The sequence below is a fragment of the Streptomyces candidus genome (assembly GCF_014207445.1).
In the GTDB taxonomy this organism is placed as follows: domain Bacteria; phylum Actinomycetota; class Actinomycetes; order Streptomycetales; family Streptomycetaceae; genus Streptomyces; species Streptomyces candidus.
On sequence record NZ_JACHEM010000013.1, the window covers coordinates 1 to 24,260 of the forward strand.

General features: G+C 70.6%; 22 protein-coding genes and 2 riboswitches. Of the genes, 13 read left to right on the forward strand and 9 right to left on the reverse strand.

Annotated features, from left to right (window positions below; genetic code table 11):
• Positions 1 to 105 precede the first annotated feature (105 nt).
• Positions 106 to 783, reverse strand: a complete 678-nt coding sequence (locus tag HNQ79_RS23275) for a DUF5701 family protein (protein WP_185034205.1) — start codon at positions 781 to 783, stop codon at positions 106 to 108.
• Between the two features lie 191 nt (positions 784 to 974).
• Between HNQ79_RS23275 and HNQ79_RS23280 the strand changes: the two genes are divergently transcribed.
• Entirely contained in the window at positions 975 to 1,631 is a 657-nt protein-coding gene (locus HNQ79_RS23280; protein ID WP_185034207.1) for a TetR/AcrR family transcriptional regulator, read from the forward strand.
• 349 nt (positions 1,632 to 1,980) lie between these two features.
• On the opposite strand, the gene HNQ79_RS23285 is transcribed toward HNQ79_RS23280, so the two are convergent.
• From HNQ79_RS23285 to gcvT, 6 genes are all read right to left on the reverse strand, one after another.
• A complete protein-coding gene (locus HNQ79_RS23285; protein ID WP_185034209.1) occupies positions 1,981 to 2,787 on the reverse strand; it encodes a phosphatidate cytidylyltransferase in 807 nt (268 codons plus the stop codon).
• Positions 2,784 to 4,583: a histidinol-phosphate aminotransferase family protein gene (locus HNQ79_RS23290; RefSeq protein ID WP_185034210.1), complete on the reverse strand. Its 1,800-nt coding sequence runs from the start codon at positions 4,581 to 4,583 to the stop codon at positions 2,784 to 2,786. The genes HNQ79_RS23285 and HNQ79_RS23290 overlap by 4 nt, the downstream gene beginning before the upstream one ends.
• 243 nt (positions 4,584 to 4,826) lie before the next feature.
• Complete coding sequence (locus tag HNQ79_RS23295; protein WP_185034211.1) at positions 4,827 to 6,212, reverse strand: L-serine ammonia-lyase; 1,386 nt, start codon at positions 6,210 to 6,212, stop codon at positions 4,827 to 4,829.
• Between the two features lie 212 nt (positions 6,213 to 6,424).
• Complete coding sequence (gene glyA, locus HNQ79_RS23300) at positions 6,425 to 7,684, reverse strand: serine hydroxymethyltransferase (protein ID WP_185034213.1); 1,260 nt, start codon at positions 7,682 to 7,684, stop codon at positions 6,425 to 6,427.
• 44 nt (positions 7,685 to 7,728) lie between these two features.
• Positions 7,729 to 8,106 carry a glycine cleavage system protein GcvH gene (gene gcvH / locus HNQ79_RS23305; RefSeq protein ID WP_185034214.1) on the reverse strand — a complete coding sequence of 126 codons (378 nt, stop codon included), beginning with the start codon at positions 8,104 to 8,106 and terminating at the stop codon, positions 7,729 to 7,731.
• A gap of 88 nt (positions 8,107 to 8,194) precedes the next feature.
• Positions 8,195 to 9,313, reverse strand: a complete 1,119-nt coding sequence (gene gcvT, locus HNQ79_RS23310) for a glycine cleavage system aminomethyltransferase GcvT (RefSeq protein ID WP_185034216.1) — start codon at positions 9,311 to 9,313, stop codon at positions 8,195 to 8,197.
• Between the two features lie 35 nt (positions 9,314 to 9,348).
• A riboswitch (glycine riboswitch) is annotated at positions 9,349 to 9,455 on the reverse strand.
• Positions 9,456 to 9,552: riboswitch (glycine riboswitch) on the reverse strand. It lies immediately after the preceding riboswitch.
• A gap of 158 nt (positions 9,553 to 9,710) precedes the next feature.
• Between gcvT and HNQ79_RS23315 the strand changes: the two genes are divergently transcribed.
• The 10 genes from HNQ79_RS23315 to HNQ79_RS23360 all read left to right on the forward strand — a co-directional run bounded on the left by HNQ79_RS23315 (position 9,711) and on the right by HNQ79_RS23360 (position 20,435).
• Complete coding sequence (locus HNQ79_RS23315; protein ID WP_373312602.1) at positions 9,711 to 10,385, forward strand: AAA family ATPase; 675 nt, start codon at positions 9,711 to 9,713, stop codon at positions 10,383 to 10,385.
• Between the two features lie 216 nt (positions 10,386 to 10,601).
• Positions 10,602 to 11,375 (forward strand): enhanced serine sensitivity protein SseB, encoded by a 774-nt coding sequence (locus HNQ79_RS23320; protein ID WP_229923657.1) that lies wholly within the window; start codon positions 10,602 to 10,604, stop codon positions 11,373 to 11,375.
• Positions 11,376 to 11,642: 267 nt separating this feature from the next.
• On the forward strand, positions 11,643 to 12,425 hold the full coding sequence (locus HNQ79_RS23325; protein WP_185034219.1) for an enhanced serine sensitivity protein SseB C-terminal domain-containing protein: 783 nt from the start codon (positions 11,643 to 11,645) through the stop codon (positions 12,423 to 12,425).
• 266 nt (positions 12,426 to 12,691) lie between these two features.
• The gene (locus HNQ79_RS23330; RefSeq protein WP_185034221.1) at positions 12,692 to 14,362 is read left to right on the forward strand and encodes an ABC transporter substrate-binding protein; all 1,671 of its coding nucleotides are present in this window, start codon (positions 12,692 to 12,694) and stop codon (positions 14,360 to 14,362) included.
• A 192-nt stretch (positions 14,363 to 14,554) separates the two neighbouring features.
• The gene (locus HNQ79_RS23335) at positions 14,555 to 15,559 is read left to right on the forward strand and encodes an ABC transporter permease (protein ID WP_185034223.1); all 1,005 of its coding nucleotides are present in this window, start codon (positions 14,555 to 14,557) and stop codon (positions 15,557 to 15,559) included.
• Positions 15,559 to 16,524 (forward strand): ABC transporter permease, encoded by a 966-nt coding sequence (locus tag HNQ79_RS23340; RefSeq protein WP_185034225.1) that lies wholly within the window; start codon positions 15,559 to 15,561, stop codon positions 16,522 to 16,524. Before HNQ79_RS23335 ends, HNQ79_RS23340 begins: the two co-directional genes overlap by 1 nt.
• 4 nt (positions 16,525 to 16,528) lie before the next feature.
• Complete coding sequence (locus HNQ79_RS23345) at positions 16,529 to 17,530, forward strand: ABC transporter ATP-binding protein (RefSeq protein ID WP_185034227.1); 1,002 nt, start codon at positions 16,529 to 16,531, stop codon at positions 17,528 to 17,530.
• Complete coding sequence (locus HNQ79_RS23350; RefSeq protein ID WP_185034229.1) at positions 17,527 to 18,600, forward strand: ABC transporter ATP-binding protein; 1,074 nt, start codon at positions 17,527 to 17,529, stop codon at positions 18,598 to 18,600. The genes HNQ79_RS23345 and HNQ79_RS23350 overlap by 4 nt, the downstream gene beginning before the upstream one ends.
• Before the next feature lie 162 nt (positions 18,601 to 18,762).
• Complete coding sequence (locus HNQ79_RS23355) at positions 18,763 to 19,437, forward strand: trimeric intracellular cation channel family protein (RefSeq protein WP_185034231.1); 675 nt, start codon at positions 18,763 to 18,765, stop codon at positions 19,435 to 19,437.
• 152 nt (positions 19,438 to 19,589) lie between these two features.
• On the forward strand, positions 19,590 to 20,435 hold the full coding sequence (locus tag HNQ79_RS23360; protein WP_229923658.1) for a thioesterase family protein: 846 nt from the start codon (positions 19,590 to 19,592) through the stop codon (positions 20,433 to 20,435).
• A gap of 40 nt (positions 20,436 to 20,475) precedes the next feature.
• Here HNQ79_RS23360 and HNQ79_RS23365 read toward each other — a convergent pair whose 3' ends face one another.
• A complete protein-coding gene (locus HNQ79_RS23365; protein WP_185034235.1) occupies positions 20,476 to 20,652 on the reverse strand; it encodes a hypothetical protein in 177 nt (58 codons plus the stop codon).
• Positions 20,653 to 20,875: 223 nt separating this feature from the next.
• On the opposite strand from HNQ79_RS23365, the gene HNQ79_RS23370 reads away from it, so the two are divergent.
• Both HNQ79_RS23370 and HNQ79_RS23375 read left to right on the forward strand, forming a co-directional pair.
• Positions 20,876 to 22,045 (forward strand): cysteine desulfurase family protein, encoded by a 1,170-nt coding sequence (locus HNQ79_RS23370; RefSeq protein ID WP_185034237.1) that lies wholly within the window; start codon positions 20,876 to 20,878, stop codon positions 22,043 to 22,045.
• 240 nt (positions 22,046 to 22,285) lie between these two features.
• On the forward strand, positions 22,286 to 23,527 hold the full coding sequence (locus HNQ79_RS23375) for a cytochrome P450 (RefSeq protein ID WP_229923659.1): 1,242 nt from the start codon (positions 22,286 to 22,288) through the stop codon (positions 23,525 to 23,527).
• 44 nt (positions 23,528 to 23,571) lie between these two features.
• Here the strand turns inward: HNQ79_RS23375 and HNQ79_RS23380 are convergent, their stop codons facing one another.
• Positions 23,572 to 24,240 carry an N-acetylmuramoyl-L-alanine amidase gene (locus tag HNQ79_RS23380; protein WP_185034240.1) on the reverse strand — a complete coding sequence of 223 codons (669 nt, stop codon included), beginning with the start codon at positions 24,238 to 24,240 and terminating at the stop codon, positions 23,572 to 23,574.
• Between the last annotated feature and the right edge of the window lie 20 nt (positions 24,241 to 24,260).

A 24,260-nucleotide genomic window follows, 5' to 3' on the forward strand; every position in this document is an offset into this window, starting at 1 on the left:
CAGGGGGGACCCTGTGGGAGAGTAGGACGCCGCCGAACAATCATTGCGAAGAGCCCCGTGCCGGGGATACCGGTACGGGGCTTTTCTGCGTTTACGGGTCTGTGTTCACGGAGAGGTTACTGCGGACACTGCCCCTGCTCGCGAGCCTGCCGAGGCCAGACCGAGCCAGGAGTGCGGGTTGCCCTCCCAGCACCAACCGAGCTTGGGAGCGCCCTTGCTGATCCACAGCGCCGGCACGCGCTTGTCCTTCTCGCCGAGGCGGGTTCCGGAGAGGGAATAGCACTTGTTCTTGGCAAGGGAGGCGGGGAAGTGGGTGAGGAGGGCGATGCCTTCCTCCATGGTGAGGCCGGTGCGGTGGCGTGCGGCGACTGCTGCCATGGCGTCCAGCGGGACCACGCCGCAGAACTCCTCGCCACGGTCGACGTCGAAGACGACGTACACCGCCTCGTCGGGCAGGGAGAGTGACTTCAACGCGACGAACTGGTCCAGTTCGCCCGGCTTGTAGTAGCGCTCAATGACGCCGGGCTTTTGTTTCCCCGCGAGGGTGGTCAGGGGGACGGACTCCTCGATCGGTACGAGGGCGCGCGTGACGACCAGGACGAACGGAACCCGGTCCTCGGTCGGTGCGGTCATGGTCGACGCCCGCTCCAGCACCGGCTTGCGCAGCGGTTCCAGCAGCTCGCGGAACCGAAGACCGCTCTGGTCGGCCAGAGTGGAGTAGCCCTTGCTCAGCAGCGTCTGGACCTGGCGGTCGAACTCGGTGTCTGCGTCGAACTCGTTCACGTATGGACGGCCTCTCCCTCGAAAATTACTACCGACGTAACATAGCCTCGACAATTTATTTAGGTCAAGGGTAGTGTTACGTCGAGGGTAAAAATACCTGCGCTCGCGCGACACCACAGTCGAGCGGTCGTCGGACGCGGCCTGTGGACGAGTCGTCGACTCGATGAGTCAGAGAGAAGGGGATCGGGACAGTGACAGCAGTGGCGACGGGGCTGCGCGAGTCCAAGAAGCAGGAGACGCGGCAGCTCATCTCCGACCATGCGACCAGGCTCTTCATCGAGAACGGTTTCGAGGAGACCACCATCGCGGACATCGCGGCGGCCTCCCGCGTCGCGAAGAAGACGGTGACCAACTACTTCGCCCGCAAGGAGGACCTGGCGTTCGATCACCAGGAGGAGTTCGTCGAGGGGCTTGCCCGTACGGTCGCGGGGCGGCGGGAGGGCGAGTCCGCGCTGGAGGCGCTGCGGCGGGCGTTCCTGACCGGGGTGGAGCGGAAGGACCCGGTGATCGGGTTCGCGGGGGAGACGTTCACGCGGATGATCACGGAGAGTCCCACTCTCACGGCCCGGCTGCGGGACCTTCATGACCGGCGTGAGGAGGCGCTCTTCCGTGTGCTGGCGGCGGAGATGGGGGCGGCCGAGGGGGATCTCGGTCCGCGAGCCGTGGCGGCCCAGCTGGGTTCCACGGAGCGTGTGTTGTTCCAGCGGATCATGGAGCTGACGCTGGACGGCCAGCCGGACGACCGCATTGCCGCGATGATCGCCGACGACGCCCGGCAGGTGTTCGGGCTCCTGGAGAGGGCACTCGGCGACTACGCGGTCAGGTGCGGCCTACCGGCACGGGAGTAGCGCGGGACGAGCGGCAGGGCCATCGGACCGGACGTGTGTCCTGTCCGCACCGCTCGCCACGGGACGGCCGCCCGGCGTGGCCGCCGGAAACGACGTGGTCGGTCAGGCGGCCGAGTGCGGACTGCCTCGGGCTCGTGGGAGCGGCGCGCGCCGGTCACGAAGTGCACGGCGGACGGCAGAACCTGGTGCTGCTCGGCAGGCTGTTCTCCGGTTCGCGCGCATTCGGCTTATGGCGGTTCGTGTGCCACGGGGGCGGACGTGGTGTCGCGGCGACTCTCTGTTGCTGCCCGTACGGCGTTGCTGCCACCTCAAGTGCCGAACTCCGTCGGCCAGGCAACATCTCCGTCCCTCAGCTGGTGAGCACGAGGAAGACGGCGAGGGCGAGGAGGAGGGAGTCGATCCGGTCGAGCAGGCCTCCGGAACCGGCCAGCCACTGGCCGGAGTCCTTCGCCTTCGTGCCGCGCTTGACCATGGATTCGAAGAGGTCTCCGGCCGGTCCGCCGACCGCGACCGCGACGGCTGCGGGCCAGCTCAGTGCGGACAAGGCGGCCAGTACCCCGAGGCCCGCTCCGGCCCCGGCGATCGTGCCGCTCCACCGCTTGGCCGGGGAGAGCGGCGACAGCCCAGGCCCACCCAGCCGTTGACCGGCGAAGTACGCGGTGATGTCGGCCACCGACACCGCCAGGAACAGTACGAGCGCGGCCGTCCCGAGCGGCACCAGCGCGGCCAGGACGCCCAGCCAGACCAGACCCAGCAGCCCGGCCCCGAACCGCCGCAGTCCGTCCTCGGAGTCCCCTGTCAGGAGCGGCACCGCCGCCAGCGCGAGTGCAGCGACCGCGGCTGCCCGGAGCTCCTGGCCGGGCGCGAGCCAGGCGGTCAGTACCACCCCCGCCACCGCCAGGGCCAGCACCGTCCGGTCCGTCCTGCCCAGGCGCAGCAGGGCGCCGAACTCCACGACCGCGATCGCCGACACCACGAGCGCGAGGAGTGCGGTCCCGGGCCGCCCCCACCAGAACGCGGCGGTGACCAGGGGCACCCCGCACGCCCAGCAGCACCAGCGGAGCATCAGCTCACGCCGACGGGAGGCCGCCGCCGCGATGCCGCCGACGAGCAACGCACCGCCGAGAAGGGGCGCGAGGGACGCTACGGTGATCACCGGGCCGACTCGCCGGCAGGGGCTTCGCCGTGCGGAGGTGCCGGTACCAGAGCGGGCCGCGTCGGCCGCAGTGTTTCCAGGGCCGCCGCGTACGCGGCGACGATGCGCGCGTTCTCCGCCGCACCCCTGACCGCGATGCGCACGGTGCGCCCCTCGTACTGGGGCGACAGCGGGGACAGGTCGCGCAGGTAGACGTCGTGGCGGCGGCACTCGTGGACGAGCTGCGCTGCGCTCGGCCCGGAGGGCGGCAGCGTGACGTTGAGGAAGTTCGCCACCCCCTCCTCGATCGCCGCCCGCGCGTCCACCGCGCCCAGAGCGAGGGCCAGTTGATGACGGAGCGAGTGGGTGACGCGCCAGCTCTCCGCGTAGTGCGCGGGGTCGCGAAGCGCCGCGACGGCCGCGAGCTGGGCCGGGAGGCCGACCGTCCACGGCGGTGTCCATCTGCGCAACTCCGCGGCGGTGGCGGGCTCGGCCACCAGGTAGGCCGCCCGGACGCCGGACAGTGCGTACATCTTGGAAAGTGACGTGCAAACCACCACGCGTGGGTGCGAAGCGGCCAGAGGGGCCAGTGATTCGGTGAGGTCGACGTAACCGAGATAGGCCTCGTCGATCCACCAGCGGGTCCGGGCGGGCGCGGCGGCGATCAGCGCGCGCAGGACGGCGGCGGGTGCGTGCCGTCCGGTCGGGTTGTTCGGGTTGACGACCACCACCAGGTCGTAGGGGGCCGAGGCGACCGCGGCGGCGAGGAGGGCCGGATCGATCCGCCAGCCGTCCTGGCGGTGCAGCCGGAACCGGTCCACCCGGCAGCCGATGACCTTCTCGGTGACATGGGCGTATTCGCCGTAGCCCGGGTCGAGCAGCAGCACCCGGCTCGACGGGGTCAGCCACCGGCCGAACGCCCGGAAGATCAGGTCGGAGGAGCCCGCGCCCGTGACGACGGTGTCCTCCGGCAGTCCCCGTACCCGCGCGATCTCCGAGCGCAGCCCCTCCGCACCGGTCGGCGGCGAGGTCCGGGCGATCCAGCCGGGGTCCTCCGCGAGCACGGCCCGTACTCCGGGGGCGGGAGGGAACCAGGCGTCCAGCACGTCCGCCGCGACGACCTCGTGACGCCGGTGCAGGGTGCGGAAGTCCGTACCGATGGCGGTGAAGGACGCACCGCCGTGCTCGCAGCCGTCCGGGCCCGGCGCGAAGTCCGTGTCCAGCCGCCAGTCCACCTGCGCGCGCAGGCGCGCCAGTGCGGTGCCGTACCGGGTCGTCGCGGCCCTCGTCAGTGCGGACACCTCGCCGGACAGCACCTCGAAGGTGACGGCCCCGCTGCGGACCGTGCGCCCGACGGGACGCAGGCCGGCGGCCATGTACATGCCGAGCAGCTCGGTGCGACCCATCGCGACCACGCGTCGGCCGCCCCGGGAGGCGATCCAGCGCAGCGCCGCGTACATCAGCAGCGCCGCCGCGGCGCCGGACCGCGCGCGTGGTTCGACGGTGAGGATGCGGACCTCGAAGACGCCCCCCTCGTCCAGCATGGGCAACTGGTCGCGGGTCAGGTACTTGTCCAGTCCGTAGCGGCCGAGCCAGGGCGGCGTCAGGCTGACGAAACCGACGCGGTTCCGGCCGTGGGCCGCGACGAGGTAGACGTTGTCGCCGTCCAGCGCGTCGTGCAGCCGGCCGCCGGGCTGCGGCGCGTGCTGGCCGAGTTCCCCGGCGTAGACGCGGTGCCGCAGTTCATGGATCCAGTCGAGGTCCTCGGGCAGGGCGGGGCGCAGTTGCAGCCGGACGGCAGGGGCGGTTGGTGTCATGCACGCATCGTGCGCTGCGGCATGCGACGCGTGCATGAGTACGGCTACTCAACTGGCCCGGAGGTATCCACAGTTCGGCCCGGCGTTCCCTGGACGAGGCTCGGAGTGCCCTGCGCGGGCCCGGGAGCAGGCCGGCCTGCCCGAGCCGTCCGGTGCTTCCCGGACACCGCGCTCAGCGCCCCGGAGGACGCCTCGCGCACCCGCGGCCGGGGCTCTGCGCGAGGCGACGGGTGATTCCGCTTCTCAGCACTCGATGACGTTGACCGCCAGCCCGCCCCGCGCCGTCTCCTTGTACTTGACCTTCATGTCGGCGCCGGTCTCCTTCATGGTCTTGATGACCTTGTCGAGGGAGACCTTGTGGCTGCCGTCGCCGCGCATGGCCATCTTCGCCGCGGTGACGGCCTTGACCGCGGCCATGCCGTTGCGTTCGATGCAGGGGATCTGGACCAGGCCGCCGACGGGGTCGCAGGTGAGGCCGAGGTTGTGTTCCATGCCGATCTCGGCGGCGTTCTCGACCTGCTCCGGGGTGCCGCCGAGGACCTCGGCGAGCGCGCCGGCCGCCATGGAGCAGGCGGAGCCGACCTCGCCCTGGCAGCCGACCTCGGCGCCGGAGATGGAGGCGTTCTCCTTGAACAGCATGCCGATGGCACCCGCCGCGAGGAGGAAGCGGACGACGCCGTCCTCGTCGGCGTTGGGCACGAAGTTCATGTAGAAGTGCAGGACGGCGGGGATGATGCCGGCCGCGCCGTTGGTGGGGGCGGTGACGACCCGGCCGCCGGCGGCGTTCTCCTCGTTGACGGCCATGGCGTACAGGGTGACCCACTCCATGGCGTGGGTCTTGGGGTCGCCGTCGGCGCGGAGCTGGCGGGCGGAGTTGGCGGCGCGGCGGCGGACCTTGAGGCCGCCCGGCAGGATGCCCTCGCGGGACATGCCGCGCGAGACGCAGGCCTGCATGACGCGCCAGATTTCCAGGAGGCCCTCGCGGATCTCCTCCTCGGTGCGCCAGGCCTTCTCGTTCTCCAGCATCAGGGAGGAGATGGACAGGCCGGTGTCGTGCGCGAGGCGCAGCAGCTCGTCTCCGGTGCGGAAGGGGTACTTGAGGGCCGTGTCCTCGGGGACGATCGGGTTCTCGCCCGCGACCGCGTCCTCGTCGACGACGAAGCCGCCGCCGACCGAGTAGTAGGTCTTCTCCAGCAGGGGGGCACCGGCCGAGTCGTACGCGAAGAGGGTCATCCCGTTCGCGTGGTACGGCAGGGAGCGGCGGCGGTGCAGGATCAGCTGGCTGGGCTCGTCGAAGTCGATCTCGTGGGCCTGGCCGATCTCCGTGCCGAGCAGGCGCAGGCGGCCGGAGGTGCGGATCCTCTCGACCTCGGCGTCGGCGTTCTCGACGTCGACGGTGCGCGGGGAGTGGCCCTCCAGTCCGAGGAGCACGGCCTTGGGGGTGCCGTGGCCGTGGCCGGTGGCGCCGAGGGAGCCGAAGAGCTCGGCCCGTACGGACGTGGTCTGGGCGAGCAGGCCGTCCTTCTTCAGGCGTCCCACGAACATGCGGGCGGCCCGCATGGGGCCCACCGTGTGGGAGCTGGACGGGCCTATGCCGATCGAGAACAGGTCGAAGACCGAGATGGCCACAGCAGAACTCCTCAGAAGGGTGGCGGACGCCGTTGTCCGTCGGGCGGAACAGGTGCGCTCTTCGTGTTCCCCGCGCGCCTCGGACAATGAGGCGCAAGGGACGGGGCACCGCACTCACTGTCCAGTGTGCGCGGTGCCCCGTTTTTACGTATTGCTGGATTTGGGCGTACAGGTGAAGCCTACGGAACTGTTCCGTGCGGCTTCGGCCCGGGTTACTTCAGGCCCGGGTAGAGCGGGTGCTTGTCCGCCAGCGCGGAGACCCGGGCGGAGAGCGCCTTGACGTCGTACGAGGGCTTCAGCGCCTCCGCGATGATGTCGGCGACCTCGGTGAAGTCCTCGTTCCGGAAGCCGCGGGTGGCGAGGGCGGGGGTGCCGATGCGCAGGCCCGAGGTGACCATCGGGGGACGGGGGTCGTTCGGGATGGCGTTGCGGTTGACCGTGATGCCGACCTCGTGGAGGCGGTCCTCGGCCTGCTGGCCGTCCAGCTCCGAGTTGCGCAGGTCCACCAGGACCAGGTGCACGTCGGTGCCGCCGGACAGGACGGACACGCCGTGCTCGGTGACGTCCGGCTGCACCAGGCGTTCGGCGAGGATGCGGGCGCCGTCCAGGGTGCGCTGCTGGCGCTCCTTGAACTCGGGCGTGGCGGCGACCTTGAAGGAGACGGCCTTGGCCGCGATGACGTGCTCCAGCGGGCCGCCCTGCTGGCCGGGGAAGACCGCCGAGTTGATCTTCTTGGCGAGTTCCTGGGTGGAGAGGATCACGCCGCCGCGCGGGCCGCCGAGGGTCTTGTGCGTCGTGGTGGTGACCACGTGGGCGTGCGGGACCGGGTTCGGGTGCAGACCGGCCGCGACGAGGCCCGCGAAGTGCGCCATGTCGACCATCAGGTACGCGCCGACCTCGTCCGCGATCTCACGGAACCTGGCGAAGTCCAGCTGGCGCGGGTACGCGGACCAGCCGGCCACGATCAGCTTCGGCTGGTTCTCCTTGGCGAGGCGGGCGACCTCCTCCATGTCCACGACGCCGGACTCGTCGACGTGGTAGGGCACCACGTTGTAGAGCTTGCCGGAGAAGTTGATCTTCATGCCGTGGGTCAGGTGACCACCGTGGGCCAGGTTCAGGCCCATGATCGTGTCGCCCGGCTTGAGCAGTGCGAACATCGCGGCGGCGTTGGCCTGCGCACCCGAGTGCGGCTGGACGTTCGCGTGCTCGGCGCCGAAGAGCGCCTTGATGCGGTCGATGGCGATCTGCTCGACGACATCGACGTGCTCGCAGCCGCCGTAGTAGCGGCGGCCCGGATAGCCCTCGGCGTACTTGTTGGTGAGGACCGAGCCCTGGGCCTCCATGACCGCGACCGGGGCGAAGTTCTCCGAGGCGATCATTTCGAGGGTGGACTGCTGGCGGTGGAGCTCGGCGTCGACTGCGGCGGCGACGTCCGGGTCCAGCTCGTGGAGGGAGGAGTTCAGAAGCGACATCAGACGAGTCCCTAAGGGTTCGGGCGTTTCAGGTGCCGGCGTTCTCAGTTGCCGGAAAGCGCGGTGTACTCGTCGGCGGAGAGCAGGTCCTTGGGCTCCTCCGTGACGCGCACCTTGAACAGCCAGCCGCCCTCGAACGGGGCGGTGTTCACCAGCGACGGGTCGTCCACGACGTCCTGGTTGGCCTCCGTGACCTCGCCGGTCACCGGGGCGTACAGGTCGCTGACGGACTTCGTCGACTCCAGCTCGCCACAGGTCTCGCCCGCGGTGACCGTGTCGCCGACCTCGGGGAGCTGGGCGTAGACGACGTCACCGAGCGCGTTGGCCGCGAACTCCGTGATGCCGACCGTCGCGACGCCGTCCTCGGACGTCGCGACCCACTCGTGCTCCTTGCTGTAACGCAGCTGCTGGGGGTTGCTCATGGCTGAATTCTCCTGGATGCGGGGGGGTGCTGAGGAACAGGGTCTTACGTGATGAGACGGGCGTACGCCTCCGACGATGCGGCGTGCGTCACTTCTGGCGCTTGTAGAACGGCAGCGCCACGACCTCGTACGGCTCGTGCGTGCCACGGATGTCGACGCCGACGCCCGTCGTGCCGGGAGCCGCGTGCGCGGCGTCGACGTACGCCATCGCGATCGGCTTGCCCAGGGTCGGGGAGGGCGCGCCCGAGGTCACCTCGCCGACGACGCGGCCGTCGGCGACGACCTGGTAGCCGGAGCGCGGGACGCGGCGGCCCTCGGCGATCAGGCCCACCAGCTTGCGCGGCGGCGCGGACTCGGCCCGCTCGGCGGCCGCCTCCAGGGCGCCGCGGCCGACGAAGTCGCCGTCCTTCTCGAACTTGACGACCCGGCCCAGGCCCGCGTCGAAGGGGGTGAGCTTTGTCGTGAGTTCGTTGCCGTACAGCGGCATGCCCGCTTCCAGGCGCAGCGTGTCGCGGCAGGAGAGACCGCAGGGGATCAGGCCGGCGCCCGCGCCCGCCTCGGTCAGCGCCTGCCACAGCTTCTCCGCGTGCTGCGGCTCGACGAACAGCTCGAAGCCGTCCTCGCCGGTGTAGCCCGTACGGGCGATCAGCGCGGGGACGCCGGCCACGGTGCCGGGCAGGCCCGCGTAGTACTTGAGGCCGTCGAGGTCGGCGTCGGTGACGGACTTCAGGATCCCGGGGGACTCGGGTCCCTGGACGGCGAGCAGGGCGTACGCGTCGCGGTCGTCCCGTACGACGGCGTCGAAGCCCTCGGCGCGGGCCGTCAGGGCGTCCAGCACGATCTGGGCGTTGCCGGCGTTGGCGACGACCATGTACTCGGCGTCGGCGAGGCGGTAGACGATCAGGTCGTCGATGATGCCGCCGTCCTCCTGGCAGATCATCGTGTACCGGGCGCGGCCGGGGCCCACGGTGCCGATGTTGCCGACGAGGGCGAAGTTCAGCAGCTCGACGGCCTGCGCGCCGGTCACCGTGATCTCGCCCATGTGGGACAGGTCGAAGAGCCCGGCCTTGGTACGGACGGCGTTGTGCTCGTCGCGCTCCGAGGCGTACCGCAGCGGCATGTCCCAGCCCGCGAAGTCGGTCATGGTCGCACCCAGGGAGCGGTGCAGGGCGTCGAGGGCGGTCTTGCGAGGGGCAGCGGTGCTCATGAGGAAAGACTCCCAGGGCATGACGACGAGGACTGTCCTCCCCATCTGTCATCGGAACCTGAGAGGTTCGCCGCCGCATCCGCGTGCGTCCGGCTTGCACCTTGGGTGGGGCCGCCCGGGGCGGCCCGCTTTTCAGATCTGCCTCGCCCGCGCGGTACGGGGCCTGAGAGATTCAAGGGAGGAGCTTGCTCCTTCGGCGTCCGGGGCACTGCTGCCCCGAACTCTCCCGCGCGGGTTCATTCGGCCGTTGTGAAGTTGGGTGGTGCGCAGGGGGTGCCTGGCGCGCACATCATTGCACGCCCCCCCACGTCGGCAAATCGCTTGTCCCGCATTGCCTTTTCTTTACACTTCATGGGCAAGGGTGAGGGTGTACCCGGCAGGGGGAGGGGTGAGGGCGTTGCAGCAGTCCAGCGGTCTGGCATGCGGGGTCGCCACGGCGGGGGTGGAGGCCGGCCTGCCGGCGGGAGCGAGGACGGTGCGGCCGGGCCCGGCCCCGGTGGTCCGCGATCTCAGGGAACGGTCGGGGCGCAGCCCGCGCCGGCTGATGTTCACGACGGGTGACGTGGTGGTGGTGTCCGGGCTGCCAGGCAGCGGCAAGTCCACCCTGATCCGGCGCGCGGCGACCGGCGTGCGGACGATCGACTCGCAGGACGTGCGGGAGCGCTGGGCCGAGCGGGTGCCGGGACGGATTCCCTACGCCCTCTACCGGCCGCTGGTGCGGCTCGCGCACTACGCGGGGCTGCGGAGCGTGCTGCGCTCCGGTGCGAGCGTCGTCGTGCACGACTGCGGTACGCAGGCCTGGGTGCGGCGGTGGCTGGCGCGCGAGGCGCGGCGGCGGGGCCGCGGGCTGCGTCTGGTCCTGCTGGACGTGGCTCCCGAGGTGGCCAGGGACGGACAGCGCGAGCGCGGACGCGGAGTGTCCGGCTACGCCTTCGCCCGGCACCGCAAGGCCGTCGGCGCCCTGGTGCGCGACGCTGAGAGCCAACGGCTGCCCGCGGGGTGCGCCTCGGCCGTCCTGCTGGACCGGGAGGCGGCGGCAGCCCTGCGGGAGATCGGCTTCGAGGGGGCCTGAGGGGTGCGGGGCCGGGGGCGGCCGGGCCCCGGCTAGGCTCGTTCGCGCAGCATGGCAGCGGGTGGAAGCCGAGAAGGGGAACGGTCCGTGGAGATACCGGAGACGAACGGCGCGTACGACGGAGCGGGGACGGGCCCGTACGGCGCGTCCGGCCCGCACGGGACACCTGGCTCGTACGACGTGCCCGGCCCGTACGGGGCACCGGATCCGTACGGCGTGCCGGGGGCGGGCGGAGCACAGGACGCGCACCGTCCGGACGCGGGCCGGCCCGGCAACGAGCTCGAAGAGGTGCTCCTCGCCTCCCTGGGCAGTCCCACCGCCGGCGCCCGCATCGTCGAGGTCCTGGCCCGCAGCTCCCTGTGGGTCCCGCTGCCCAACGGCGGCGGTCCCGACAGCGGCCCCCTCGACCTGCCCACCACGGAACTCGACGGCCAGGCGTACGTCCCCGTCTTCAGCTCCGAGCAGCAGTTCCGCCAGGTCGCCGGCCCTCACATGCCGTTCGCGGTCGCGCCCGCCGTGCAGTTCGCCCGCGGGCTGCCGCCGCAGCTGGGCATCGTGGTGAACCCCGAGGGCGCCGTCGGCGTGCCGCTGCCACCGCCCGCCGTCGCCGAACTGTGCAGGGCGGGACGTACGCCGCTGGACGGGCCGGCCACCGGGGGCCGGGTGCGGCTCTTCGAACCGGACTGGCAGGACGAACCGGTCGACTTCCTGGCCGCCGCGGCCGGCGAGTTCCAGCAGAGTGGCACCGTCGTGACCGCGCGCCGGACGCTCGCCAGCGTGGAGGGCGGCGAGCCGGAGCTGTTCGTCGGCGTACAGCTGTCGTCGTGGGAGGCCGCGGACCGCAACGCGCCGATGGACGCGCTGGGCCGGGCGCTGGGACGCGAGTCCGTGCCGTGGCCCGTGCACCTGCTGCTGCTCGACATGGCGCAGGACCCGGTGGCCGACTGGATGCTGGAGCGGGTGCGGCCCTTCTACCAGAGGGAGAACTGAGCCGGGACCGGGAAAACGGCCGCCGGCGCGCGGAGAGCGCCGAGCCGGGGCCGGGGGGCCGCGTGCCGGCCGGGAAAGCACCGGGCCCGCCGCGCGGGAGCACCGCCTCCGCCCCGGTTCACGGAGAGGACCGAAGACTTCGGTGCGGACAACGGCCCGGTGTCAGCGCTGCCGCTTAAGCTGGTTGGATGACCTCGCCACACGGGGGCGATCCGTTCGAGTGTGGCCGGTGTCGACACGGTGAATCGAAGAGGGGCGGGACCCAGGGTGAGCGCGTCAGGCACCGCGGCGGCCGGACAGGTCGAGCACATGCTGCGCCAGGTGACCCCCGGGCGGTTCGACGCGTACGAGGCGCTGCTGCACGCCCTCGGTGACGGCAAGCTGTGGATGCTGCTCTGGCACGGCACCGCCGGATCCCCCGACGCCCAGTACGGGAACATGGAGGTCGACGGCTTCGGTTACGCGCCCTGCGTCACCTCCGCCCAGGAGCTCGCCGCGAGCGGCTGGAACCGGGCGTACGAAGTGTCCACCGGCATCGACCTGGCCCGCGCGCTCTACCCCGACCGCTGGGGCGTCTGGCTCAACCCGCATGCCCCCGGCGGCGGCGTCGGCATCCCCTGGCTCGACCTGCGGCGTATCGCCACCGGTCTCGACCGGATGCCCGCCGGCCCCCTGCGGATCTCCGAACCCGCCCTGGACATCCCGCAGTTCTACGCCCAGCTGTCGCAGCACGCCCATCGCACCCCGGCGGTCCGGGCGCTCAGCCGCGCCTGGGTGCAGCCGGCGCTCGGCGCCCCGTACCTCGCCATCGGCCTCGATCTGTACGACACCGGGCGGCAGTCGGTGGAGGCGGTGCGGGCGATGATGCAGCAGTCCATCGGCGTCGTCCCGGACGGGCTGCCGGTGTCCACCGTCGCGATGACCGACGAGCACGACCCGGTCGGCATGTGGCTGCGCGCCAACGCCCGCCCGTTCTACGACCGCGACGCGCACGCCCCGGCCCCGACCGGGGCGCCGGGGTACGGCTACCCGCCCGTACGCAACTACTGAGCCGCCGCAGCACGATGGCCGCCGGGCCGTCCGTACGGGACGGCGCCGTCACCCTCCGTGCACCACCGGGACCGGGCCAGTCGCAGCTCAACCCCGGTGCCTACCCAATCAGTTGGCGCGGATGTCCCGTATCGATGCGGTTTGGCGAGTGTCCGGGTCTCAGCTCGGTATCACCGCTATGCGGACTGTTCTCCCCCTAGTAAGTCGTCTGTAGTGTTCGGCCGGTCAAGACCTCTTCTCCATATGGCGGATCCCGGGGTGGGCCCATGCGAATAATGAATTCCCGAGGCGTTCGGACGATCACGGCGGCCGTTGCGGTCGCCCTGATCGCGACGGGTTGCTCCAGCGAACGCGGCAATACCGGTGACGACAAGGGCAAGAAGGACACCTTCGTGTTCGGTGCCCCCGGCGACCCTGCCTCCCTCGACCCGGCGCTCGCGTCCGACGGTGAGAGCTTCCGGGTCACCCGCCAGGCGTTCGAAGCGCTGCTGGAACACGAGTCGGGCGGCAGCAAGCTGGTCGGCGGCCTCGCCGAGAAGTGGGAGAGCGACGCGGACGGCAAGGTGTGGACCTTCAGCCTCCGCAAGGGCGTGAAGTTCCACGACGGCGAGGTGCTGAACGCCAAGGCGGTCTGCGCGAACTACGACCACTGGTTCAACTGGAAGGGCACCTACCAGTCGAGCGCGGTCACGTACTACTGGCAGACGATCATGGGCGGCTTCGCGAAGAACGAGGACAAGGAGACGCCGAAGCCGAACTACAAGTCCTGCACCGCGAAGGACGAGAACACCGCCGTCATCGAGGTCAACGAGCCCTCCGCACAGCTCCCCGGCGGCTTCTCCCTCCAGGCCCTCGCCATCCACTCCCCCAAGGCCATCGAGGCCTACAAGAGCCAGGAAGCAACCGCCAAGGGCGACGCGATCACCTACCCCAAGTACAGCCAGGAGGCCGGCACGGTCGCCGGTACCGGCCCGTACAAGATCACGAAGTGGAACAAGGGCAACAAGGAAGTCTCCCTCGAAGCCTTCGACGGCTACTGGGGTGAGAAGGCGAAGGTGAAGAACCTCGTCTTCCGTACGCTCGACACCGACGACGCGCGCCGCCAGGCGCTGCAGGCCGGTGACATCGACGGCTACGACCTGGTCGCACCCGCCGACATCAAGACGCTGGAGAGCGCGGGCTTCCAGGTGCCGACCCGTGACGTCTTCAACATCCTTTACCTGGGCATGAGTCAGGGCAAGAACCCGGCGCTCAAGAAGCCCGAGGTGCGCCAGGCCATCGCGCACGCCATCGACAGGGAGAACCTGGTCAAGACCCAGCTTCCCGAGGGCGGCAAGGCGGCGACCCAGTTCATGCCCGACACGGTGGCCGGATTCTCCGAGGGCGTGAAGAAGTATCCCAAGGACACCGCGAAGGCCAAGGAACTGCTGGCCAAGGCCGGTGCGAGCAACCTGAGCATCGAGTTCTGCTACCCGACCGAGGTCACCCGGCCGTACATGCCGAACCCGCAGGACCTCTTCGAGCTGATGAAGGCCGACCTCGAAAAGGTCGGCATGAAGATCACCCCGAAGCCGATGAAGTGGAACCCGGACTACACGGATGCCGTCGAGGCCGGCGGCTGCGCCCTCCACCTCTTCGGCTGGACCGGTGACTTCAACGACGGCTACAACTTCATCGGCACCTGGTTCGCCGAGCCCGACGCGCAGTGGGGCGTCAAGGAGGACAAGGTCTTCAGTGCGGTGAAGGCCGCCTCGCTGGAGCCGGACATCTCCAAGCGCTCGGACCTCTACAAGAAGGCCAACGAAGTGATCATGGACTACCTCCCGGGTGTCCCCATCGCCTCGTCCCCGCCGGCCATCGCGTTCGGCAAGAACGTCAACCCCCCGAAGGTCTCCCCGCTGACGCAGGAGAACTTCGCGGAGCTCTCCTTCAAGTAGCACTCTCCGCAGTTACGAAGATCCGCCCGGCCACAGCACCCAGGTGGCCGGGCGGACCCACCTCCCACGCAGTGCTCCCGCCCGCCGCGCGGTGACTCTCCGCGACCCGTCGGCCCCCACCACGGATCGCCGAGAACCACCGCGCCGGGCGGCGAGTGCTGCACCGACTCACGCAAGAAAGGGGCACGCGGGGTGCTGCGACTCGTCGTACGAAGACTGCTACAACTCATACCCACCCTGCTCGGCCTGTCGATTCTGCTGTTCATCTGGCTGAACCGACTGCCCGGCGGACCCGCCTCAGCGATCCTGGGCGAGCGGGCCACCGCTGCCGACGTGGCACGCATCAACAGAGCACTGGGACTCGACCAGCCGATCTACGTCCAGTACGGCCGCTTCATCAAGCGGCTCCTCGAACTCGACCTCGGTACGTCCGTACAGACCGGACAGCCGGTGTGGGACGAATTCGTACTGCGCTTCCCGGCCACCGTCGAACTCAGCGTCGCGGCGATGATCATCGCGATCCTGGTCGGCATCCCGCTCGGATATCTCGCCGCCCGCCGGCGCGGTGGCTGGCTCGACGTCGCCTCGGTCTCCGGATCCCTGATCGGCATCTGCGTTCCGGTCTTCTTCCTCGCACTGCTCCTCAAGGGCATCTTCGCGGTCAACCTCGGGATGTTCCCCAGCTACGGACGGCTGTCCACGGGGCTCGACGCCACCCACGTCACCGGATTCGCCGTTCTCGACGGCCTCCTCACCGGTGAACTGGACGCCAGCGGCGACGCGTTGATGCACCTGGTGCTGCCCGCGGTCACGCTCTCCTCCATCCCGCTCGCCATCATCGTCCGGATGACCCGCGCCAGCGTCCTGGAAGTGGTCGGCGAGGACTACATCCGTACCGCCGAGTCCAAGGGCCTGGAGCAGAAGACGGTCCGCGGCCGGCACATCCTGCGCAATGCCCTGCTGCCCGTGGTCACCGCCATCGGCCTGCTCACCGGCGGCCTGTTGTCGGGAGCGGTGCTCACGGAGTCGGTGTTCGCGTTCGGTGGCATCGGCTCCTTCATCCGTACCGCCATCGACGCCCGTGACTACCCGGTGCTCGTCGGCTTCATCCTGTTCATCGCGATGGTGTACGTCCTGATCAACCTGCTGGTCGACCTCGCGTACAGCGTCATCGACCCGAGAGTGCGGGTGCATTGATGAGCCTGCAAGCAACCACCAAGGCCAACAAGGTCGACCGGCTCGCGGAACTCACCGCCCAGTCCGAGACCAGTGCCGGTGTCAGCCTGTGGCGCGAGGCCTACCGGCGGCTCAAGCGAAGCAAGATGGCGATCATCGGCCTCGTGATCATCGCGTTGTTCGTGCTCGTCGCGGTGGTCGGCCCCTGGGTCGCGCCGCACTCGCCGTCCGCCCAGCTGTGGCGCGGCGAGGTCTTCCCCAACAAGGGCCTGTTCGTCGGCCCCCGCGCCGGGAACTGGTTCGGCCTGGACAACCTGGGCCGCGACGAGTTCTCCCGTGTCATCGTCGGTGCCCGTCAGACCCTGCTGGTCGGCGTCATCTCGATGCTGATCGGTCTCGTCATCGGCGCGGCGGTCGGCGCCCTGTCCGGCGCGGCCGCCACCCTCGGCGGCAAGGTCGGCCAGCGCGTCGACACCGTCATCATGCGCTTCACGGACATCATGCTGGCGCTGCCCTCGCTGCTGCTCGCCGTGTCCATCGCCGCGGTGATGGGACAGTCGCTCACCACCGTCATGGTCGCCGTCGGTGTCGTACAGATCCCCACCTTCGCCCGCCTGCTGCGCGGTTCGATGCTCGCCCAGGGCGGCAGCGACTACGTCCTGGCGGCCAAGGCGCTGGGCGTGCGCAAGCGGCGGATCGCGCTGACGCAGATCATGCCCAACTCGCTCAGCCCGGTGATCGTGCAGGCCACCCTCAGCCTCGCCACCGCCATCATCGAGGCCGCGGCACTGTCGTACCTCGGTCTCGGCAACCCGGACCCCTCCGTACCCGAATGGGGTGTCATGCTCGCCCAGGCGCAGAGGTTCTTCGACAACGCGCCGATGATGTCGGTCTATCCGGCGGTCGGGATCATCATCACCGCGCTCGGCTTCACCCTCCTCGGCGAGGCCATGCGCGAAGCGCTCGACCCGAAGCTGCGAGGTTGATGGCATGCCACTGCTCTCCGTGGACGAACTGACCGTCACCTTCGGCGGTCAGGGCCGCAAGTCCAACGCGGTCAACGGCGTCTCCTTCGACGTCGACCAGGGCCAGGTCATCGGCCTGGTCGGCGAGTCGGGCTGCGGCAAGTCCGTCACCTCGCTCGCCCTCATGGGGCTGCTGCCCCGCAAGGGCGTGGAGGTGGGCGGGCGCGCCGACTTCGACGGCGTCAACCTGCTCACCATGAGCCAGAACGAGATCCGCGACATGCGCGGCAGCCAGCTGGCGATGATCTTCCAGGACCCGCTGTCCTCGCTGAACCCGGTGATCCCCATCGGCATCCAGGTCACCGAGATCCTCCAGCGCCACCGCGGGCTCAAGGGCGAACCGGCCCGCAAGGAGGCCGCGGCCCTGCTGGAGAAGGTCGGCATCCCCGACCCGACCCGGCGGCTCAAGGAGTACCCGCACCAGATGTCCGGCGGCATGCGCCAGCGCGCGCTGATCGCCATGGCCGTGGCCTGCGCGCCCCGGCTGCTGATCGCCGACGAGCCGACCACCGCGCTCGACGTGACGATCCAGGCGCAGATCCTGGAGCTCCTCAAGGAGCTCGTCGACCAGGAGGGCACCGCCCTGCTGATGATCACCCACGACCTGGGCGTGGTCGCCGGACTCTGCGACCAGGTCAACGTGCTGTACGCGGGCAAGGTCGTCGAATCGGCCGGGCGGCGCGAGCTGTTCAAGCACCCCACGCACCCGTACACCCACGGCCTTCTCGGCTCCATCCCGCGGCTGGACGCCCCGCGCGGCGAGGCGCTCAGCCCCATCCGCGGGTCCATCAACGACCGGATCGCCTGGGCCGACGGCTGCGCGTTCGCCCCGCGCTGCGACCGGTACGAACTGGACTGCCTGTCCGGTCCGCCGGGCCTGTCCCACCCCCGCGCGGCGGACCACCAGGTGCGCTGCCTCCACCCCGTGCCGCAGAGCACGCAGCCCACCGAGGAGGTCCCGGCATGAGCCTGCTCGAAGTCGACGGGGTGAAGGTCCACTTCCCCGTCAAGAAGGGCATCCTCTTCGACCGCACGGTCGGGCACGTCTACGCCGTGGACGGCGTCTCCTTCCAGGTCGAGGCCGGTCAGACGTACGGCCTGGTCGGTGAGTCGGGCTGCGGCAAGACGACGCTCGGGCGGGCCGTGCTGCGGCTCGTGGACATCACCGAGGGCTCCGTCGTCCTGGACGGTACGGATCTGGCGAAGCTGCCGGAGGAGGAGATGCGGACGTTCCGGCGCCGCCTCCAGATGGTCTTCCAGGACCCGCTGGGCAGCCTGAACCCCCGGCAGAACATCGAGTCGATCCTCTCCGAGGGCATGGCCGCCCACGGCATCGGCAGCAACCAGGACGAGCGCCGGGAGAAGATCAAGACGATCCTCGCCAAGGTGGGACTGCCCGCCAACTCCCTCGCCCGCTACCCGCACGAGTTCTCCGGCGGCCAGCGCCAGCGCATCGGCATCGCCCGCGCGCTGGTCCTGGAACCCGACGTGATCATCTGCGACGAGCCGGTCTCCGCGCTCGACGTGTCGATCCAGGCCCAGGTCATCAACCTGCTGGAAGAACTCCAGGAGTCGCTGGGGCTCACCTACGTCGTCATCGCGCACGACCTCGCGGTGGTGCGCCACATCTCCGACGTCATCGGGGTCATGTACCTCGGCGCGCTGGTCGAGGAGGCGGCGAGCGACAAGCTGTACGAGGCGCCGCGGCACCCGTACACCAAGGCGCTGATGTCGGCGGTGCCGGTGCCCGACCCCGAGGTGGAGGACCTGCGGGCGCGCATCCTGCTCACCGGCGATCTGCCCTCGCCGGCCAACCCGCCCGCGGGCTGCCGCTTCCACACCCGCTGCCCGTGGAAGCAGGAGACCAGGTGCGCCACCGAGCGCCCCGAACTGACGGACGACGGCACCGGGCACAAGGTGGCCTGCCACTGGACGGCGGAGATCGAGGCCGGGACGGTCTCCCGTACCGGCGGCGAGGTCGTCGGGGCGGTCCGTGAGGAGCTGGACGACCGGCTGCCGGTGGAGCCGACGCTGTAGGTCGCGTGCGCGGGAGGGGAGGGGCACGCGCTCGGGCGCGTGCCCCTCCTTTTCTTCTCCCGCACGCCGCTTCCCCCTGCCCGGCACCGGACTTCTCCGCCTGCGCGCCGGTCCGGAGGTCTCGCTGTCCGGCCCGGGTGCGGGCGCGGGTAACAATGTCGGGTGCTCCAGGAACTCTTCAACCCTTCCGTCCAACACGTGACCGACCTCGTCGGGATCTTCGTCTTCGCGATTTCCGGCGCCCTGCTCGCCGTGCGGAAGAACTTCGACGTCTTCGGCATGGCGGTACTCGCCGAGGTCACCGCGCTCGGCGGCGGGCTGTTCCGCGACCTCATCATCGGCGCGGTGCCGCCCGCCGCCTTCACCAACCTCGGGTACTTCGTGACCCCGTTGGTGGCGACCGTGCTGGTCTTCTTCCTGCATCCGCAGGTCGAGCGGATCCAGCGCGGCGTGAACGTCTTCGACGCGGCAGGGCTGGGGCTGTTCTGCGTGACGGGCACGGCCAAGGCGTACGACTACGGGCTCGGGCTGACCGCGTCGGCGACGCTGGGGCTGGCCTCGGCGGTCGGTGGCGGCGTGCTGCGCGACGTACTCGCCAACGAGGTGCCTTCGCTGCTGCGCTGGGACCGGGACCTGTACGCGGTGCCGGCGATCGTCGGGGCGGCGATGGCGGCGCTGTGCATCCGCTTCGGGATACTGAATCCCCTCACCAGCACGCTGGCCGTGCTCACCGCACTCTCGCTGCGTCTGATGGCCCTGAAGTACCACTGGCGGGCACCCAGGGCCTGGCACCGGTCGTCGGTGACGACGGAGGAGCCGGAGCGGGTGATGCCGTAACGGCCGCCCGCGGTGGACCGTGCGGGGGGCCGGTGGTACTCAAAAATAAGCTACCGCTCAGTAATGAATCGGTGTAGCGTGCTGGCATGGCACAGACATCGAACGGGACCCTCGCGGAGGTGGCCGCGGCTTCCACCGCCGGTCCGGCGGGCCTGTCCGCCGGGACCATCGGGGACAGTGAATTCGACCGTGACACGGCGGTCGCGCGGCGCGCGGACGAGCCCGGTGTGTACGACGCCGAACTCTCCGCCGGCTGGACGATCATCAATGCTGTCAACGGGGGCTATCTGCTCGCCCTCCTGGGCCGCGCCCTCTCCGACGCGCTGCCGCACCCGGACCCGTTCACGGTCTCCGCGCACTACTTCACGCCGTCCCAGCCGGGACCGGCCGTCATCCGCACCGAGAGCGTGCGTTCCGGGCGCACCCTCTCCTCCGGCCAGGCGTCCCTCTTCCAGTACGACGCGGAGGGCCGCGAGGTCGAGCGGATCCGCGTACTGGCCTCGTACGGGGACCTCGGCGCCCTGACCGGCGAGGTGTGCACGACGGCCGAACCGCCCGTCATGCCGCCGCTCGCACACTGCCTGGGCGCAAGCGACGGCCCGGCGCCGAAGATTCCCGGGTCCAACGCCATCACCGACCGGCTCCACCTCAAGCTGGACCCGGCGACGGTCGGCTGGGCGCTGGGCGCCCCGTCGGGCAAGGGCGAGATGCGCGCCTGGTTCGGCCTCGCGGACGGCCGCGACGCGGATCCGCTGTCGCTCCTGCTCGTCGTCGACGCCCTGCCCCCGACCAGCTTCGAGCTGGGCCTCAAGGGCTGGACGCCGACCGTCGAACTGACCGTGCACGTACGGAGCCGGCCCGCGCCCGGACCTCTGCGGGTCTCCATCGTCACCCGCAACCTGGCGGGCGGCTTCCTGGAGGAGGACGCGGAGGTCTGGGACAGTGCGGACCGGCTGGTGGCGCAGTCGCGGCAGCTCGCGCGGGCCCCGCGGTCCTGAATTCCGCGCCGGGCGCGGGGCCCGGGTGCCGCGCCGGTTGTCAGCGACGGGTCCGGCCTCCGCCCCAACCGGACCCGATGCCGCCGACGTGCAGGGCGACCAGGGCGAGTCCGAGCAGCATCAGGCTGGTCGGCATGAAGATCTCGTGCGCCGAGATGTCCGCCGCGTTGATGATGAACGCGATGACGAAGAGTACGGCGCCCACAATTGCCAGCATCTGAATCCCCTTCCGTGCCTACCCGTTGATCCCATTTATGGAATCCTTATGTCCCTGGTGCCCGGTCCTCGGGCAGTCATGCGGACAGCGGGCGCCGGAGTGCGCGGAGACGCCTCCCACCTGGAGTGCGACGCCCCGGCCGGGGCGCGCGGCCGTCCCCGCGCTCCGGCTGCGGCCCGGCCCCGCACCCCGGCCCGCCGGTCCTCGTACAATCACCCACACCATGGCTTACCTCGACCACGCCGCGACCACGCCCATGCTGCCGGAGGCGGTCGAGGCGATGACCGCCCAGTTGACCGTCACCGGCAACGCCTCCTCCCTGCACGCCGCCGGCCGCCGGGCCCGCCGCACCGTCGAAGAATCACGCGAGGCCTTCGCCGATTCGCTCGGGGCGCGGCCCAGTGAGGTGGTCTTCACCGCGGGCGGCACCGAGGCCGACAACCTCGCCGTCAAGGGGCTGTACTGGGCGCGGCGGGCGGAGGATCCGCGCCGCACCCGGGTGCTGGCCAGCCCCGTCGAGCACCATGCCGTGCTGGACGCCGTGGACTGGCTCGCCACCCACGAGGGCGCGCGGGTCGAGTACCTCGCCGTCGACGCGTACGGCCGGGTGGACCCGGAGACCCTGCGCACCGCGATCGGCCGCGCACCGGACGAGGTCGCCCTGGCCACCGTCATGTGGGCGAACAACGAGATCGGCACGGTCATGCCGGTGCGTGAACTGGCCGACGTGGCAGCGGAGTTCGGGGTTCCGCTGCACGCGGACGCGGTCCAGGCATACGGGCAGCTGGAGGTCGACTTCGCCGCCTCCGGACTGGCCGCGATGACCGTCTCCGGGCACAAGATCGGCGGACCGTACGGGATCGGCGCACTGCTGCTCGGCCGCAGTCACGCCCCCGTGCCCGTGCTCCACGGCGGCGGGCAGGAGCGGCATGTGCGTTCCGGGACGCTCGACGTGCCCGCCATCGCCTCCTTCGCGGTGGCCGGTGTCCTCGCCGCCGAGCGCCGCGAGGACTTCGCACGGACCGTCGGCGGGCTCCGCGACGACCTGGTCGAGGCCGTCCGGGACGCCGTTCCCGACGCGATCCTCGGCGGTGACCCGGATCCCGGCGGGCGGCTGCCCGCCAACGCGCACTTCACCTTCCCCGGCTGCGAGGGGGATTCGCTGCTGCTGCTGCTCGACGCCCAGGGCATCGAGTGCTCCACCGGCTCCGCCTGCACGGCGGGCGTGGCCCAGCCCAGTCACGTCCTGCTCGCCACCGGGACCCCGCCCGACCTGGCCCGCGGCACCCTGCGCTTCACGCTCGGACATACGTCCACGGCGGCGGACGTGGACGCCGTCGCCGCGGCGATCGGACCGGCCGTGGAACGGGCGCGGACGGCCGGACTGTCCTAGCGGAGCCGGCCCGGAAACCGCGGGCGGAGGGGGACTCCGCTTTGTGTAACGCTAGTCACGGTCAACCCTGCGGGCCCACAATCGCTCTTTATACTTGTGGCCCCTGAAGTTTCTTCGAAATCCCACGAAATCCCCGTTCGATCAAGGAAGTCCGCGCCGCGCGTTTGGGCCGCACGACGACCCATGGAGTTCACGTTGAAGGCGACCCTCCGTTCCCGCATCACCGCGCGGGTCGGGCGCATGTACCTGGCCAGGATCCAGAAGCACGGCATCAGTTCCTCGCTGATCAACCGGCTGCCGGAGAACCTGCTGCTGCCCATGCGCCGCGACGGCCTCGACCCGGTGGCCAGACTGTCCGCCCGGCAGGCGCAGACGCCCCTGTACCAGGTGCCGCTGCCCTTCGGCATGGACGCGTGGGTGGTGACGGGATACGACGAGGTGAAGGCGGTCCTCGGGTCCACCGACGGCTTCAGCAGTGACTTCATCAACATCGCCGGAAACGCGGGCGTGGTCGCCGAGCACAATCCCGGCGGCCTCGGCTTCAGCGACCCGCCGGTCCATACGCATCTGCGGCGCATCCTCACTCCGGAATTCACCATGCGCCGGCTGCGCAGGCTCACGCCCCGCATCGAAGCCCTCGTCGAGGAGCAGCTGGACGCGATGGAGGCGGCGGGGGCGGCCGGCGGGCCGGTCGACCTCGTGCAGAACTTCGCCCTGCCGATTCCCTCGCTCACCATCTGCGAGCTGCTCGGCGTGCCGTACGAGGACCGGCACGACTTCCAGCAGCTGGCGATGGAGCGCTTCGACCTGTTCAGCGGGGCGACGGCACCGTTCGGCGCGATGTCGGAGTCGCTCGCGTACTTCCGTGACGTGGTGAAGAAACAGCGCGAGAACCCGGGGGACGGGCTGATCGGCATGATCATCCGGGATCACGGGGACACCGTCGGCGACGAGGAGCTGGCCGGGCTCGCCGACGGCGTCCTGACCGGCGGCTTCGAGACCACGGCGAGCATGCTGGCACTGGGTTCGCTGCTCCTGCTCCAGAACGAGGAGGCGTTCGGGCGGCTGCGCGACGACGACGCGGCGGCCGCGCCCTTCGTCGAGGAGGCGCTGCGGTACCTCACCGTCGTACAGGTGGCGTTCCCCCGGTTCGCTCGGGAGGACACCGAGATAGCCGGCGTCCGGATTCCCAAGGGGGATCTGGTGCTGTGCTCGCTGGCGGGGGGCAACCGGGACGCCTCGTACACGCCCGACAAGGGGGGCTTCGACCCGGACCGGAAGGCGACCGGACACCTCGCGTTCGGGTACGGGATCCACCGGTGCATCGGGGCTGAACTGGCGCGGATGGAGCTGCGGGCGGCCTACCCGGCCCTGGTGCGGCGGTTCCCGCGGATGCGGTTGGCGGTCCGGCCCGAGGAGCTCGACTTCCGGAAGCTCTCGATCGTCTACGGGGTGGACAGCCTGCCGGTGCACCTGCGCTGAGCACCCTCGTTGTCGCGTCCTGGTGCGGCCGGTGCGGCGCCCGCTCAGGTGCGGGACGTGGCGGCCGCGCGGACCAGGCGGAGATAGCGGTCCCAGTCCCAGTGGGGTCCCGGATCCGTGTGGTCGGTGCCGGGTATCTCGACGTGGCCGATGATGTGCTCGCGGTCGATGGGGATGCGGTAGCGGGCGCAGATCCCGGCCGCGAGGCGTGCCGAGGACCGGTACATCACCTCCGTGAGGGTGCCCTTGCGGTGGGCGTACGCCTCGTGCTCGATGCCGACGCTGCGTTCGTTGAAGCTGCGGTTGCCCGCGTGGTACGCGACGTCCAGCTCCCGCGCCATCTGTGTGATGTGGCCGTCCTTGGCGCGGATCACGTAGTGCGCCGCCGCCGCGTGCAGGGGGTCGCGGAAGACCCGTATCGCCGAGTCGTAACTGCCCTCCGTGGTGTGGATCACGATCCGGTCGATGGTGTAGTCGTCCGGCCGGTCGGCGGTCCGCAGGTTGCGCGCCGACGCGGCCATCCACCGCACGCCCGGCTGGTCCACCGCGCCGTCCGTGCGCTGCCTGTCGACCCCCGGCACCTTCCACCACAGCCGGGACGCCTCGTCGCCCCACACCACGGCGGCACCGGTCACCACCAGCCCCGTACCGATCAGAAAGCCACGTCTGCCGGGCTTCCCGCCGCCGGGTTTCTTCTTCGCCGTGCTGCTCACCCGCTGCTGCCCCTCTCCCG

Excerpts from the sequence above, each read along its gene's own strand:
- HNQ79_RS23340 (WP_185034225.1), top strand. The coding sequence starts at position 15,559 with ATGAGCCTGCAAGCAACCACCAAGGCCAACAAGGTCGACCGGCTCGCG.
- gcvT (WP_185034216.1), bottom strand. The coding sequence starts at position 9,313 with ATGAGCACCGCTGCCCCTCGCAAGACCGCCCTCGACGCCCTGCACCGC.
- HNQ79_RS23375 (WP_229923659.1), top strand. The coding sequence starts at position 22,286 with ATGTACCTGGCCAGGATCCAGAAGCACGGCATCAGTTCCTCGCTGATC.
- HNQ79_RS23350 (WP_185034229.1), top strand. The coding sequence starts at position 17,527 with ATGAGCCTGCTCGAAGTCGACGGGGTGAAGGTCCACTTCCCCGTCAAG.
- glyA (WP_185034213.1), bottom strand. The coding sequence starts at position 7,684 with ATGTCGCTTCTGAACTCCTCCCTCCACGAGCTGGACCCGGACGTCGCC.
- HNQ79_RS23370 (WP_185034237.1), top strand. The coding sequence starts at position 20,876 with ATGGCTTACCTCGACCACGCCGCGACCACGCCCATGCTGCCGGAGGCG.
- HNQ79_RS23330 (WP_185034221.1), top strand. The coding sequence starts at position 12,692 with ATGCGAATAATGAATTCCCGAGGCGTTCGGACGATCACGGCGGCCGTT.
- HNQ79_RS23345 (WP_185034227.1), top strand. The coding sequence starts at position 16,529 with ATGCCACTGCTCTCCGTGGACGAACTGACCGTCACCTTCGGCGGTCAG.
- gcvH (WP_185034214.1), bottom strand. The coding sequence starts at position 8,106 with ATGAGCAACCCCCAGCAGCTGCGTTACAGCAAGGAGCACGAGTGGGTC.
- HNQ79_RS23365 (WP_185034235.1), bottom strand. The coding sequence starts at position 20,652 with ATGCTGGCAATTGTGGGCGCCGTACTCTTCGTCATCGCGTTCATCATC.
- HNQ79_RS23290 (WP_185034210.1), bottom strand. The coding sequence starts at position 4,583 with ATGACACCAACCGCCCCTGCCGTCCGGCTGCAACTGCGCCCCGCCCTG.